This is a genomic window from Thioclava kandeliae (assembly GCF_040297545.1).
Classification (GTDB): Bacteria; Pseudomonadota; Alphaproteobacteria; order Rhodobacterales; family Rhodobacteraceae; genus Thioclava; species Thioclava kandeliae.
Map to the genome: position 1 here is coordinate 1 of NZ_JAYWLC010000016.1, position 13,884 is coordinate 13,884.

At 62.5% G+C, this 13,884-nt stretch carries 13 protein-coding genes; 6 read left to right on the forward strand and 7 right to left on the reverse strand.

What is annotated here, in order from left to right; all coding sequences use genetic code 11:
- Together VSX56_RS15545 and VSX56_RS15550 are read left to right on the forward strand one after the other, a co-directional pair.
- Window positions 1-334 (forward strand): transposase (locus VSX56_RS15545; RefSeq protein WP_350938465.1); only part of this gene is annotated, 334 nt, incomplete at its 5' end.
- Window positions 335-640: 306 nt separating this feature from the next.
- Window positions 641-2,905 carry a methyl-accepting chemotaxis protein gene (locus tag VSX56_RS15550; protein ID WP_350938467.1) on the forward strand — a complete coding sequence of 755 codons (2,265 nt, stop codon included), beginning with the start codon at window positions 641-643 and terminating at the stop codon, window positions 2,903-2,905.
- A 41-nt stretch (window positions 2,906-2,946) separates the two neighbouring features.
- Here the strand turns inward: VSX56_RS15550 and VSX56_RS15555 are convergent, their stop codons facing one another.
- From VSX56_RS15555 to VSX56_RS15570, 4 genes are all read right to left on the reverse strand, one after another.
- Window positions 2,947-4,380 (reverse strand): DUF6880 family protein, encoded by a 1,434-nt coding sequence (locus VSX56_RS15555; RefSeq protein ID WP_339114962.1) that lies wholly within the window; start codon window positions 4,378-4,380, stop codon window positions 2,947-2,949.
- Between the two features lie 151 nt (window positions 4,381-4,531).
- Window positions 4,532-4,843 carry an ETC complex I subunit gene (locus tag VSX56_RS15560; RefSeq protein WP_339114961.1) on the reverse strand — a complete coding sequence of 104 codons (312 nt, stop codon included), beginning with the start codon at window positions 4,841-4,843 and terminating at the stop codon, window positions 4,532-4,534.
- A 96-nt stretch (window positions 4,844-4,939) separates the two neighbouring features.
- Window positions 4,940-6,259: a sigma-54-dependent transcriptional regulator gene (locus tag VSX56_RS15565; RefSeq protein WP_350938470.1), complete on the reverse strand. Its 1,320-nt coding sequence runs from the start codon at window positions 6,257-6,259 to the stop codon at window positions 4,940-4,942.
- Window positions 6,256-7,902 carry an ATP-binding protein gene (locus VSX56_RS15570; RefSeq protein ID WP_350938472.1) on the reverse strand — a complete coding sequence of 549 codons (1,647 nt, stop codon included), beginning with the start codon at window positions 7,900-7,902 and terminating at the stop codon, window positions 6,256-6,258. Before VSX56_RS15570 ends, VSX56_RS15565 begins: the two co-directional genes overlap by 4 nt.
- A 213-nt stretch (window positions 7,903-8,115) precedes the next feature.
- Here VSX56_RS15570 and VSX56_RS15575 point away from each other — a divergent pair, with 213 nt between their 5' ends.
- Window positions 8,116-9,462: a dicarboxylate/amino acid:cation symporter gene (locus VSX56_RS15575; RefSeq protein WP_349295641.1), complete on the forward strand. Its 1,347-nt coding sequence runs from the start codon at window positions 8,116-8,118 to the stop codon at window positions 9,460-9,462.
- Between the two features lie 114 nt (window positions 9,463-9,576).
- Here the strand turns inward: VSX56_RS15575 and VSX56_RS15580 are convergent, their stop codons facing one another.
- Window positions 9,577-10,275, reverse strand: coding sequence for a fumarylacetoacetate hydrolase family protein (locus VSX56_RS15580; protein WP_349295640.1), 699 nt, complete (start codon window positions 10,273-10,275; stop codon window positions 9,577-9,579).
- Window positions 10,272-10,685, reverse strand: coding sequence for a VOC family protein (locus tag VSX56_RS15585; RefSeq protein WP_339114956.1), 414 nt, complete (start codon window positions 10,683-10,685; stop codon window positions 10,272-10,274). Before VSX56_RS15585 ends, VSX56_RS15580 begins: the two co-directional genes overlap by 4 nt.
- Window positions 10,686-10,778: 93 nt before the next feature.
- On the opposite strand from VSX56_RS15585, the gene VSX56_RS15590 reads away from it, so the two are divergent.
- Complete coding sequence (locus VSX56_RS15590; RefSeq protein WP_350938475.1) at window positions 10,779-11,666, forward strand: LysR family transcriptional regulator; 888 nt, start codon at window positions 10,779-10,781, stop codon at window positions 11,664-11,666.
- Between the two features lie 8 nt (window positions 11,667-11,674).
- Here VSX56_RS15590 and VSX56_RS15595 read toward each other — a convergent pair whose 3' ends face one another.
- Window positions 11,675-12,337, reverse strand: coding sequence for a GntR family transcriptional regulator (locus VSX56_RS15595; RefSeq protein ID WP_349295638.1), 663 nt, complete (start codon window positions 12,335-12,337; stop codon window positions 11,675-11,677).
- A 132-nt stretch (window positions 12,338-12,469) separates the two neighbouring features.
- Here VSX56_RS15595 and VSX56_RS15600 point away from each other — a divergent pair, with 132 nt between their 5' ends.
- Together VSX56_RS15600 and VSX56_RS15605 are read left to right on the forward strand one after the other, a co-directional pair.
- The gene (locus VSX56_RS15600) at window positions 12,470-12,973 is read left to right on the forward strand and encodes an ureidoglycolate lyase (protein ID WP_339114953.1); all 504 of its coding nucleotides are present in this window, start codon (window positions 12,470-12,472) and stop codon (window positions 12,971-12,973) included.
- Window positions 12,970-13,878 (forward strand): polysaccharide deacetylase family protein, encoded by a 909-nt coding sequence (locus VSX56_RS15605; RefSeq protein WP_339114952.1) that lies wholly within the window; start codon window positions 12,970-12,972, stop codon window positions 13,876-13,878. The genes VSX56_RS15600 and VSX56_RS15605 overlap by 4 nt, the downstream gene beginning before the upstream one ends.
- Window positions 13,879-13,884: the final 6 nt, after the last annotated feature.

The window sequence follows — 13,884 nt, forward strand, 5'->3', positions numbered from 1 at the left end:
CGCTGATCAGATGCGTCCGAAACTGCCAAAGCTGGCGACCCTCATGGACGGCGCCGAGGAGGATGTGCTGGCCTACATGACCTTTCCCCAGCAGCATCGAACGAAGCTACACAGCACAAATCCGATGGAGCGCCTAAACGGCGAGATCAAGCGCCGTACGGACGTGGTCGGGATCTTTCCTAATGAGGCTTCGATCCGCCGCCTCGTTGGGGCCATCCTGATGGAGCAGACCGAGGAATGGACCGTCCAGCGCGGTCGATACATGACACTGGAAACGCTGGCGCCAATCTGCGATGATGTCGTGGTCAGCTTGCCTGCAGCGCAGCGCGACTGATCAGCTCGGCCCGCCAGTCAGCACGAGGCCCGCTATGAGCTACACCATCAGTTGGGACACGATCCTCGCTCCAAAGGGTCGGGATCGCGCGGTGCTGGAAGCACGCTTGCCGCTTCCGACAAAAATCTCTGTCCGAACCGCCTTTCGGGAAACGATATCTTCAGGGTTTTTGTGGAATTTACGAAGGTAACCTTGAGGTGTTCCATGGCGCAGTCAAAAATTTCCAACCAACTCAAGTTGGGCTTCGGTGTTTTTCTCGGCATCACCCTTTTAAGTGGTGCCTTCACAATATGGCAGGTCGACCATATGTCGACCGTCGGCGATCAGATCGGCGAGCGACTTGCGCAGGAAATCGAGGCTGCAATGCTGCTCGAACAGACGATCGCCCAAGCCAATCTGGACCTCGAGGAGTATATTTCTAACGGGGACGATACCTTCAGATCCGAAATGGAAACAATGTTCGCTCATGCGGATAAACTCCTTCATGCCCTGATAAACGGCGGCGAGATCGACGGATTGTCGCTGCCCGCTCCCAATGCGCCCAAACTCCTTTCAGACATGTCATCGATGGAAGGCAGCCTGAAGGTCCTGCAGGCAAAGGCTCTGGAACGCATCGAGGGAGCAGCCCAACAGCAAGGGGCCGGATCGGGGGCTGATGAAACATTCGACGCCCTCTTCGACGGGATTACCGAGAAATTCTCCACTCTGGCCAGTTCTCCCGCAACCCAGTCCACCGAGATGCAGAACACACTCGGTCAGGCACTATTTCTTGTCACGCTTGGCCACCTGAAGGTAGAAGAAATTCTCGGCGGAGATACCGGAGAGGATTTTTCGCTCGCCGTCGCCAACATATCCCGTGCCGCGCAACTCGTCGACGATCTGCCTTTGTCTGGCAGCAAGGCGGACCTCGTGTCGGAACTGACGGCCTTCGCGCAGATAGCCGACGAACGCTATGATACCGCAACGAAGGTCGCCGCCGAAAGTCTTGCCGACTACCAGGATTTCGATCAGGCCTTCCGCGCGTTCCAGACAAGCGCCGATGCGCTCGTGGAAAACCTGAATATCGAAATGTCGCACGGATTGTCCCAATTCTCCTCCGTCAAATCGACCTCGTTTACCGTCGTTCTTTGCGCGGCCCTTCTGCAGCTGGCCTTTGCGCTTGCCGCCTTTACGCTGGTGAAACGCCGTTTCGTCAACCGGTTGGAAGATGTCACGGGCAGCATCCAGAAGCTCTCCGGCGGGGATCTCGAGGCCCCTCTCCCCGAATGGCATAGCCGCAACGAGCTGGGTGAATTGCGCGACGCATTGAGCGAGTTCCGCGATATTCTCGAACGTCAGAAACAAACGGAAGTCAATGCGCGCGCCGCCGAGTTGCGCGAACTCGAACAGCGCGAGCAATTGGCCCGTCAGGAGCGGGACCGGATTTCACAGGACGCCCAAAAGGCGCGCGCCCAGCAGCTCGAGGCCGAGGAACAGGCGAGATCGGACAAGATCGTTGCGGAAGAGATCGGGCGGGTGGTCGAGGCCTGTGCCGCTGGCGATTTCTCGCATCGCATCGATCTTTCGGGAAAAGACGGACTTCTGGCCGAGATCTGCAACGGCCTGAACCGCGTCGGTCAGGCTGCGGGGGAAGGTCTCGGAGCGGTCTCGGCAGCCCTCGAACATCTCGCAGAGCGGGATCTGAGTTACCGGATGCCCGATAATTTCAAAGGGATCTTCAAGGATATCGCCACGGCCGTCGATAGAACGAATGACACATTGCGCGACGCCCTGTCCGGTATCGCCATGGCCTCAGGTTCCGTCGATACCGCAGCGCGCGAAATCGCCTCGACTGCGGATGATCTTGCCCGCCGTACCGAGCGTAGTGCGGCCATGCTGGAGCAGACCTCTGCGGCGCTGGAAGAGATGTCGGCCACCGTCAAGCAATCAGCCTCCTCGACCTCCGAGGCTGGCCGCACGATCGGGACCATCTCCGATAAGGCGCAGCATGGAAGCCGCGTCGTCACCAAGACGGTCGAGGCGATGGGCGAGATCCAGAAATCGTCCTCCCAAATCGCCCGTGTGCTTCAGGTGATAGACGATATCGCCTTCCAGACAAATCTTCTGGCTCTGAATGCCGGGGTCGAAGCCGCGCGCGCGGGGGATGCCGGCCGTGGTTTTGCGGTGGTCGCGTCAGAAGTACGGGGCCTGGCCCAACGGTCTTCCGACGCTGCACGCGAGATCGCGGAGATTGTCGAACTGTCGGATAGCAATGTCCGTCAGGGCGTGCAGATGGTTGACGCCTCCGGAAATGCTCTGTCCGAGATCGTCGAAGGTATTATGACCGTCGCGGAAATGATCCGCACGATAGCCCAGTCGGCCTCGGAATTGGCGAGCGGCATTCAGGAAATTACAACCGCCACGTCCGAACTGGACCGGACCACACAACAAAATGCAGCCCTCTTCGAGGAGACCAATGCCGCAGTCGCGTCACTTCAGATCGAAGCGCAAGGTCTCGCCGAGGCGATGTCATCCTTCAACGTATCCGTCGAACCGTCGCGCCAGAACGCTCCAAGCAGACTGGCCAGTTAACGCAGCTGATCGGTTCGATCTGAGTTTGAGCACGAAACCTGTCAGTTTCTTCTTTTCGAGGCTGCAAGGTGGGCATGGGTGTCCTCTAGCGCCTGCAGGTAGGCGGCGTGCGAGAGGTGCGGACGATAGTCGCTGATGCGGGTGTCGGCCTCGGCACAGCTTTGGAGGTGGCGGGCGGCGTGGCCGTAGCGGCCCTTGCGCTGCTGGGTGAGTGCAAAATCGATCAGGGCGCGCCAGAGGAGCGCCGCCTGAAGCGGGTGGTTTGGAGCCAGTTCCTCTGCCAGCGGCGTCAGGATCTCGTAGACATTTCCATTCAGTTCAGCGTAGCGGGCGTCGATCAGCTGGCGGGCCAGCTGTAGATCCTGCGTGGTATGGCAAAACCACAGCGCCTTGGTCATCGAAGGATAGGCCAGCACGATTGCGCGGGCAGTATCCTCCGCATCGATATCCTCGAAATCCGGCAACAGTTTCAGATGATGGCGCAGCGCATCGGGACAGAGCCGCGCTTCGAACCGCGCCCAAAGAGCCTCACGCAGCTCCGCCTTGCGCCCGAGCGCCGAGAGGCAGGCGAAATGCGCATCATCGAGCTCGCGCGGGTCGTGCCAGTCGGACCGCTGATCAGGTTTCTGCGCGGCGAGGGCAGTGCGGATCAGCGCGAGGGCCTCCTCGGCGCGGCCTGCATCCAAGAGACGGGTCGCGGCATCGGGGGCAATGGTGTGGTAGGCCAACTGTTCGGGCGTGTATTTGGCCATCCAGCCATCGACATCGCCCTGCTGATCGGCCACGTCCTGCAGGATGCGTTCCAGCGTGCTGCTACGATACTGACGGGCGCGGCTTTCGCGTTCGGACGGGCGGCCATAATCATAGTGGGCAAGGTCGCTGGCGGCGATCGGCGCTTCAAAAGCGGCAGTGGCTTTGTCCTTCAGCGCGGCCAGCCCCTCTGGGCCAAGTGCGGGCGCGAGGACCTCGATCGCGCGATCAAAAGCGCCGTAACCATCTGCAAGCGTGGCCTCAAGGATCTGCTCGGCCAGCGTGTCGGAGGTAAGCGTCAGGTGCGGGGCGATCTCACCAATCGCCTGCATCGCCGCGCGCATCGTGTCGCCGATGGTCCCCCAGCTGTCATCGGTGCGCTCATGGATGCCTTCGGCCAGATGAAGTTGCGTCCAGAGCAGGTCAAAAGCCAAGCCAGGCGCTGTGGGCGCGATGCGGGTCTCGATCAGCTGAATGGCCTCGGTCAACTCCTGCGCCAGCTTTTTCTGCGAGGGGCGGTTCAGGAAGCCTTTCGCCCGCCGGATCGCGGCAAAGCGCTTGCGGATATCGGCGGAAACCGTCTCGGGCCCCTCATCGGCCGCTAAGGCCATCCGCACCCTGCGCTGCCGCGCGGCATCCCCCTTCACCGCCTCAAGGAGTAGATCGGCCAGCACCTCGGCCCCGAGCGCGGTCAGATTGGCTTTATTGAGGGGCTTGCTGGCCATGAAATACGCCCTTGGGTCTAAGAGATCGGCTTAGCCTAGCCGACAGCGAAGGGAAATCAACATATAGAAAAGGCGCCCATTGGGCGCCCTATATATAGATCTCGGGAAAACTTAGCCTGCTTCGGGAAAAACTCAGGTTAGTTTTACACCCTCAATGCGTCCAGTTCCCGCGGCGATCCGAGGAGAAATTGTCGCCATAGCCACGGGCGCGGACGTTGGCGGCGCGTTTGTGGGGCTCGGTCACGGTGTAATCCAGCCCCTTCTCCTTGGCATAAGCCTCGGCTTCCTCGCGGGTGTCAAAGCGGAGGCGGACCTGCGATTGCGTGTCCGAAGAGCTCGTCCAGCCCATCAGCGGATCGATATCGCGCGCGCCCTCGTGGGTGAAATCCAGATACCACTGCTTGGTTTTGGCCACACCCGATTGCATCGCCGTCTTAGCGGGTTGGTAGATACGTGCGCGCATGAACGTCCTCCGATTAGCTCTGTCTCGTCTTAGACCATCACCACGAAATCGCAAGAGATTCCGGTCAGAAATTGCGACATTCCGTCACAGCGCCGCTCAGCGGAAATCACTGCTGCGGATGCCATGTTTTGCCAGTTTATCGTAAAATGTCTTACGGGGAAGTTGCAAACGCGCCATGGCGGCGGTGGCATTGCCACTTTCCGCGCGCAAGGCATTGCGTAGCAACGCCGCCTCGTAGCGCGTCACCATATCCGAAAGCGAGGCCTGTGGCGCGGTCCGGGCATCGGGACGACCATCGAGCCCCAGACTGAAGGTTTCGGCGAATTGTTCCAGCTCGCGCAGGTTTCCGGGCCAGTCATGGGCATCGAGATGGGCCTGATCGACCTCGGTCAGGGGCGGCACCACCCCGCCCCGCCGCGCGGCTGCCCGCGCCACGAAATGCCTGAAGAGCGGGCCGATATCCTCGCGCCGCGCGCGCAAAGGCGGCAGGGTTAGGCTCAGGCCACCCAAGCGGTAATAGAGATCGTCGCGGAACCGCCCCGCCGCCACCTCGGCTCCCAGATCGATGCGGGTGCCCGCGATCACCCAGAGATCGACGGGACGCGGCGAGGTCGCCCCCACCGGCCAGAGCTGCCCCGTCTCGATGACCTCCAGCACCCGCGCCTGCATCTCGGGGCTCAGCGCCTCGATCCCGCCCAGATAGAGAAGCCCGCGCGAGGCGCTCTCGATGCGGCCCGTGGCACGGATATGCGATCCCGATCCGCCGACAGAGCCAAAGAATTCGGCATCGAACCGCTCGGGCGAGAGGGCCGCACAATTCACCGCCACAAAGGGCCGCGTGCGGCGCGCGCTGGCGGCATGGATATGGCGCGCCAGCCGTTCCTTGCCGACACCCGCCTCCCCCAGAAACAGCGCGTTCATCCCCGATGCCGCGATATGCTGGGCAGTCTCGCGCAGATGGCGCATCGCGGGACTGTCACCGATCAGACCGGGGGCAAGACCACTTTCATCGCGCGCCGCCCGCAGCTCGCGGTTCTCCAGCACCAGTCGGCGCGCCGCCAGCGCACGGTGCAATGTCGCCTCGAGTGTCGCGCGGCTCACCGGTTTGGTCAGGAAATCATAGACCCCGTCGCGCAGCGCCCCCACGGCCATCTCCACATCGCCATGGCCGGTGATCAGGATCACCGGCAGCTCGGGGTCGATCCCGCGCATCCGGCGCGCCAGCGTGATCCCGTCCATGTTGGGCATGCGTACATCCGACAGGATCACACCAGGCCAGTCGGCCGTGATTCCCTCGATGCCCGCAAGAGGGTCATCGAAGGCCTCCACATCGAAGCCCGCCATGCGCAGACCTTGTGTCTGTGCCGCCAGAAGGGCTGTATCATCCTCGATCAAGCGGATGGAACCGTGGCTCATAGGGCCTCCCATAGATTGAGATCAATCCGCCAGCGCGCGCCTGTCTGGCCCGCGCGCGGATCATAGGTCAACTCGCCCCCGAAATCGCGCAGGATGGACTGGCAGATCACCAGCCCCAGCCCCAACCCTTTGGGTTTGGTGGTCTGGAATGGCGTGAAGGGCGCACGGGCCACATCAGGGTCCAGCCCCGGCCCGTTATCGGCGATATAGAGCGAGATCGATCGGCCATGTGGCACAAGCTCGAGCCAGATCCGTCCATCGGACTGGCCCGAAAGTGCCTCCTGCGCGTTCTGCAACAGGTTCACCAAAACCTGCTCGAGCCGCACCGCCTCGGCGTCGATCATCAGTGTTTCGGGGATCGGCGGCGCATGGATTTCGGCCGCCTCGGAGGCGCGACGGCTGGCCGCGAGGCGCAGCGAGGCCTGCCACGCCTGCGCCAGCGAGACCGGTTCGCGGTTTCCGCGCGCCTTGCGCGCAAAGCCCCGCAGATCCGAGGTGATCGTGCCGATCCGCTGCGACATCTCCACGATCTGGCCCAGATTGCTGCGCAAAAGATCATGGTCCGCGCCTTCGGGGACCGCGTCCTGCCCGTATTCGGCGAGAAGGCGGATCGTCGAGAGCGGCTGATTGATCTCGTGGGCCACGCCCGCCGAGATCTGCCCCAGCGACGCCAGCTTATTGGCCTGCACCAGCGCCGATTGCATGCCCGCCAGCTGCGCCTCGGCTTCCTCGCGCTCCCTGATCTGGCGGGTCAGCGCCAGTGTCCGCGCCTCGACATCACGCTCGAGCCGGTCGCGATAGAGCGCGGCCTCGACCTGACGGCGCCGGAGCGAGCGCCATGCCAGCCAGAGCGTGACCATCCCCAGTGCCGCAGCGCCGGTGACCGCCGCCGCCACACTGCGAACGGGCCAGATCGGCAGATGCAGCCAGAGCACCCAGTCCGAGCCCGGCACCGGCTCGGAGACCGTCACCGGCTGCGGCTCGGGCGAGGGCTGGAAGCGCAACGCGGGATCGGAGGTGACCGTCACGATCCCCTGACGGTTGCTGACCCATGCGGCATTCTCGCTACTGCGCCAGCCCGTCTCGAGCGTCTCGAAGGTCAGTTTGACCACCACCACCCCCAGCGGCCCTTCCGGCCCGTCGATGCGCCGCGACAGATAGAGCCCCGGCTGGTGCGAGACCGACCCCAGCGCATATTCGCGCCCCTCTCCGGTCTCCAGCGCCTCGCGGATATAGCTGCGATAGCCGTAGGACGTGCCCACGAAGGATTCCTCCTCGCGCCAGTTCGAGGCAGCAATCGCGCGGCCCTTGGCATCGGTCACATAGAGAACGGAGGCCCTGATATCGGCATTCAGCGCCTCGAGCCGCTGCGACAGGGCCTGCCAGTCGCCCGCATCGGCCCTCTCCTGCGTGGTGATGATCTCGGGATCGCTTGCCAGCACCGCCCCCACCGATTGCTGGCGCGCCAGCTCCGAGGCGATCGCCAGAACGCGCATATGGGCATCAACCTGCGCATCCGCCCTCAGCCGCCTCGACAGTTCGTAATCGCAGACCAGATAGACCAGCACGAGCCCGAGCACCACCGCCAGGGCCGGCAGCAACGCGCGACGCGAGGATTTGGGACGGGAAGCGGTCTGGGTCATGGGACGAGTCTGATCCGGAGGGGCTTGGGTTCAAGCTGTTTCACTTTCCGCATTATCGTAAATCAACCTGTGTGGAAAGCGAAACATATTTTCCCCGAGACTTTTACAAATATGACGGAAATATAGACAGTTAGCGAATTTTCAGCGAAATCGGGACTTCAATTTCGATCTAACTATGCTCATCCGCAGATCTCAAAGCATGTGGAGGAGCAGATGCAGTTCGAGACCGGCGGCACGACCGCCCATCGGCATATCCCGTTCTATCGTCACCTATATTTCCAGGTTCTCGTTGCCATCATCCTTGGCGCGGCACTTGGCCATTTCTACCCCAGCATCGGTGAAGCGATGAAACCGCTGGGCGATGCCTTCATCAAATTGGTGAAGATGATCATCGCTCCGGTCATCTTCCTGACCATCGTGACGGGTCTTGCGGGCATGGGCTCGCTCAAACATGTGGGGTCGGTTGCGGCCAAGGCCTTCGGCTACTTCCTGTTCTTCTCGACGCTCGCCCTGATCGTCGGGATGGTCGTGGCCAATGTTGTCCATCCGGGCTCTGGCATGAATATCGACCCCGCCTCGCTTGATGCCTCGAAAGTATCGAGCTACGCGGAAAAAGCGCATGAGACCTCGCTTCAGGGCTTCCTCATGGGTATCATCCCGACCACGCTGGTCTCGGCCTTTGTCGATGGCAACATCCTGCAGGTCCTGCTGGTTGCGATCCTCTTCGGCGTCGCCTGCATCATGGTCGGTGAACCCGCCCAGCCCGTCGTGAAATTCTGCGAGAAACTCTCGCTGGTGATCTTCCGTCTGGTGGCGGTCCTGATGAAAGCCGCGCCCATCGGTGCCTTCGGGGCCTTCGCCTTCACTATCGGGAAATACGGTATCGGCTCGATCGCGAACCTCGCGATGCTGGTCGGCACCTTCTACCTGACGGCGGCGATCTTCATCTTCGGCGTGCTCGGCATTGTCGGCAAGCTCTGCGGCTTCTCGATCTTCAAGCTGGTCGCCTATCTGAAGGCCGAACTGCTGCTGGTTCTGGGCACCTCGTCCTCGGAATCCGCGCTGCCCGCACTGATGGAGAAGATGGAACGCGCAGGCTGTGCCCGCCCCGTGGTGGGTCTCGTGGTCCCGACCGGCTATTCCTTCAACCTCGACGGCACCAATATCTACATGACGCTGGCCGCGCTCTTCATCGCCCAATCGATGAATATCGACATCAGCCTCGGTGACCAGATCCTGCTTCTGCTCGTGGCGATGCTCTCGTCCAAAGGCGCTGCAGGTGTGACAGGTGCAGGTTTCATCACGCTGGCCGCGACCCTCTCGGTGGTGCCCACCGTGCCGGTCGCCGGGATGGCGCTGATCCTCGGTGTCGACCGGTTCATGTCGGAATGCCGCTCGCTGACCAACTTCATCGGCAACGCGGTCGCTACGATTGTCGTCAGCCGCTGGGAAGGCAAGCTCGACAAGGAACAGCTCAACCGCGCCCTGAATGGCGAGCTGCCCCCGATCCAGCACTCCACCGTCCATACGAGCGACGTGGCAGAGCCCCACCAGGCCTGATCCCCTTCCTCCCCAAGTCCGGTCCTCCCACCGGCAAAGCACGAAAAACCGGAGCACCCCTGGTGCTCCGGTTTTTTCTTGTCCAGTCCGATTGGATTGCTTCCGGTGCGAGACTTACACGATCCGCGTCTCGATCCGGCCAAGACCGTCGATCTCGACGGCAACCAGATCGCCTTTCTCGAGGCGTCCGACACCCGCCGGTGTGCCGGTGAAGACCAGATCGCCCGCCGCCAGAGTGACCGAGGCGGAAAGCGCCGAGATCACTTCGGGGATCGTCCATATCATCTGCGCCAGATCGCCGGACTGGCGCTCCTCACCATTCACGAAGCTGCGGATCGCACCGGCGGCAAGCACATCGGCGCGGTCCTGCACAAGATGGCGATGCACGGGGCCCACGACCGCTCCGCCATCGAAGCCCTTGGACAGATCCCACGGGCGTTTCAGCGATTTGGCAAGCGCCTGCATGTCACGCCGCGTCAGATCATTGCCCACGGCATAGCCGAAGATGGTGCGCGATGCGGCCTCCAGATCCAGATCGCGCCCGCCCGAGCCGAGGCAGACCACCAGCTCGCCCTCGTAATGCAGGTCTTCGGTCTGCGGCGGGAAGGGCAGATCCTGCCCGCCCTCGGTGATGCTATCGGCCGGTTTCGAGAAGAAGAATGGCGGCTCGCGATCGGGATCATGCCCCATCTCGCGGGCATGCTCGGCATAGTTACGCCCGACGCAATAGATCCGCCGGATCGGAAAGCGCGCGGTTTCACCCTCGACCGGCAACGAGGGCACGGGCGGCGGCGTGAAGACATACTCGCTCATTTCGCGAAAAGCCCGTCGAAATCGGCAAAGCCCTTGATCTCGATCGGGTTACCCGACGGGTCGAAGAAGAACATGGTGCGTTGCTCGCCCGGTTGCCCCTCGAAACGGATGACCGGCGGAATGTCGAAGGCGATGCCTTTCGACTGCAGACGGTCGGCCAGAGCCTTCCAGTCATCCAGCGCCAGAACCGCACCCATATGCGGCATCATCACCATATGATCGCCGACTTTACCGGTGCGGGTGGTCTCGAAAGGCTTGCCCAGATGGAAGGACAGCTGATGACCGAAGAAGTCGAAATCGACCCAAGTATCGGTCGAACGGCCTTCCTCGCAGCCCAGAACATCGCCGTAGAAATGGCGCGTCTCGTTGAGGTCGGTAACGTGGATGGCAAGGTGGAACAGGGATTTCATAAAGGCTCTCCAATTGCGTATTGGCCTTTTGGGTAGAGAAACCGTAGAGAAAGGAAAAGCTGGAAATTCTTTGTCTGAGAGATAGAAAAACCGATGGATATCCGGTTTCTTGAAAGCCTGATCGCGGTCAGCGAGTTGGGATCGATCGTGGCCACCGCGCGCGCTCAGGGGCTGACCCCTGCCGCCGTGAGCCAGCGGATTCAGGTGCTCGAACGCGATCTGGGCCTGCGCCTGCTGGACCGGCAGGCCAATGCGGCGCTCCCTACCCCTGCCTGCCGCGACCTGCTACCCGCCATGCGCCAGCTGGTAACGCAGGCGCGCGCCCTCGAGCAGGCGGCCAAGCCCTCCGAGGCGGCTGGCCCGCTGAAGCTGGGCGCGATCTCGACGGTGCTGACAGCCCTTCTGCCCGATATTCTGGAACATATGCCCAAGCGCGCGCCAAAGGTTGAGCTGCGCATCACACCGGGCAGCTCGGCCCAGCTTTACGAGGCGCTTCTGGCGGGCGACTTGGATGCGGCGCTGCTGGTCGAGCCGCCCTTCGATCTGCCCGATAGCCTCGAGGCACAGGTGCTACGGCGCGAGCCGCTCTGCCTGTTGGCACCGCCCGCCTGTCGGGAAAAGGCCCTTGCGCGGATCTTCGAGGACCTGCCACTGCTGGCCTATGACCCGCAGTCCTGGGGCGGGGCCATCGCGCAGCGTTATCTGCGGGATCACGGGCTGAAGCCGGTGGTCTTATGCGAACTGGACGCATTGGAGGCGATATCGGCCCTTGTCGCGCGGCGAGCAGGGGCCGCGCTGGTGCCGGACTGGCCGGAACTGCAAGGGGCCTCCCCCCTGCCCGACGGGGCGCAATATGGCAGGACCGTCTCGCTGGTCACACCGCGCACCTCGCCGCGCGCCGCCAACCTGCAGGCGCTGCGCGATGTGATCGAGGGATGCCGTCGCGCGGGCTGCACCTTCCTGTCGGGCGCGCCGCGCTAGGCGCGGAGTTACATCCCCGTATACCAGCGCAGGAACCGCTCACGGACTCGATGGGCATGCTCGGCCATCGCCGCGCGCGCCCGATCCGCATCGCGGTCCGAAATCGCCTCGAGCACCGTGAGATGCTCCTTCGCCTGATCCGAGAAATTACGCTCCATCCGCGCCACGTTACACATACGCACGCGGTCGCGATTCTCGCGGATCATCTTGGCCAGCAACGGCATGCCGCTCGCATTGGCCACGAAATTATGGAAGCGGTCATCATAGGCCCAGAAGGTCTCGAGCTCGGTCTGTGGCGTGGACATGATCTCGCGGGTCTCGTCGATCAGCGCGGACAGCTCGGCCGTGTCGGCGCGCAATGCCGTCTGTGCCGCCGCTTCACTTTCCAGCTGGCGGCGGATGACCATGATCTGCAACAGCTCGTCAAGCGGCACCTCGCGGATGACCAGTGTCCCGTTCGAGAGCCGTTCGGCAAGCCCCTCACCGATCAGCCGCGTGATCGCCGTGCGGAAGGGCGTGCGGGAGAACTCCAGTTGGGCTGCCAGCTTTCTTTCGGTAAACACCGCGCCGGGCTGCAACTCGCCCGTGAGGATCAGGCTGCGGACATATTGATAGGCCTGTTCCGATAGGCTGCTGGCTTTTTCCAGCTCCAGATTTTCGCCATCGCCCATATTTTCAGCAATCCCTCTGTCAAAATTTCTTATCTGTCCGACATTGGCAAATCTCTCTTGCCAGCGCAATATCCAGATGGCATCTAACTGGTATCCCACCGGGATACGAATAGTAATAAAGGACGTTCCGAAGTGTCTCTGCCAGCCTCTCTCCCTTCCCTGACCGAGGAAGCCTTTGCTCCCTATGGCAAGGTCATCCGCCATAAGGGACAGGAACGTCGCGCCTATTTCAGTTCCGATATCGGCGATGATGTCACGGGAACCTCTGTCACAAGCTGGGTCTCGCGCATTGCCGCACCGCTGGCCGAGGACATGGCCCTCACCAGCTTCGAACGCCATCCCCATACCGACCAGCTCTTCGTGCCACTCAGCGGCCAACGCTTTCTGGTGGTGGTCTGTGACGACGCGAACGGCAAACCCGCAGCAGACACCGCGCGCGCTTTCATGGCTGAGCCGGGCACGGGCGTGCTGTTCCACCGCAATATCTGGCATGCCGGCATGCAGACATTCGATGCCCCCGCCGAGTTCGTCGTGATGATGCGCAAGGGGCTGCCTGACGACGATGTGTTCGTGGATCTCGATGCGCCCCTGCCGCTCGCCACGATCGCCTCTTGTGCGACGGAGCGCGCGCTATGACCGATAACAGCCATCTCGAACGCGATTTTCGCGGCTATGCCGGTGCCCTGCCGCAAGCGCAATGGCCCAATGGCGCCCGTCTCGCGCTGAACTTCGTGATCAATATCGAGGAAGGCTCCGAGCCTTCGGTCCCCGACGGGGATGAAGCGACCGAACAGGGGCTGACCGAGGCCGGGGGCGACCCGATGCCGGGGCGCAATCTGGCCGCCGAGACCATGTTCGAATATGGCAGCCGGATCGGATTCTGGCGCATCGCCAAGATGTTTGCCGAGCGCGGCCTGCCTGCCACCGCCATGGCCTGCGGGCTGGCCCTCGAGCGTAATCCCGAGATCACCGAATGGATCAGGCAGTCGGAGTTCGATGTCTGCGCCCATGGCTGGCGCTGGGAACATCACCGCAAGCTCAGCCGCGAGGACGAGGCCGCCCGCATCGCCCGCACCGTGGACTGCTTCAAGCGCCTCCTTGGCGCACCGCCCGAGGGCTGGTATTGCCGCTACGGGCCGAGCCTGAACACCCGCGCGCTTCTGGTCGAGCATGGCGGCTTCCTCTATGACAGCGACGCCTATAATGACGAGCTACCCTACTGGACGCGCGTCGATGGCAAGGACCATCTGGTCCTGCCCTATTCGCTGGCCACCAATGACGCCAAATTCATGCGCGGCGGCATCGCGACCGCGCAGGACTTTTTCGAATATCTGCGCGACAGCGTCGAGTTCCTCTGTGCCGAGGAAGAGCCGCGCATGCTCTCGGTCGGGCTGCATCTACGGGTCGCGGGCCATCCGGGCCGCGCTCTGGGGCTGCGTCGTTTCCTCGACTGGGTCAAGGAGCGCGACGATGTCTGGATCTGCCGCCGCAGCGATATCGCGCATCACTGGGCCAAGACCCATCCGCCTGCAAAGGCGTAACCCGAT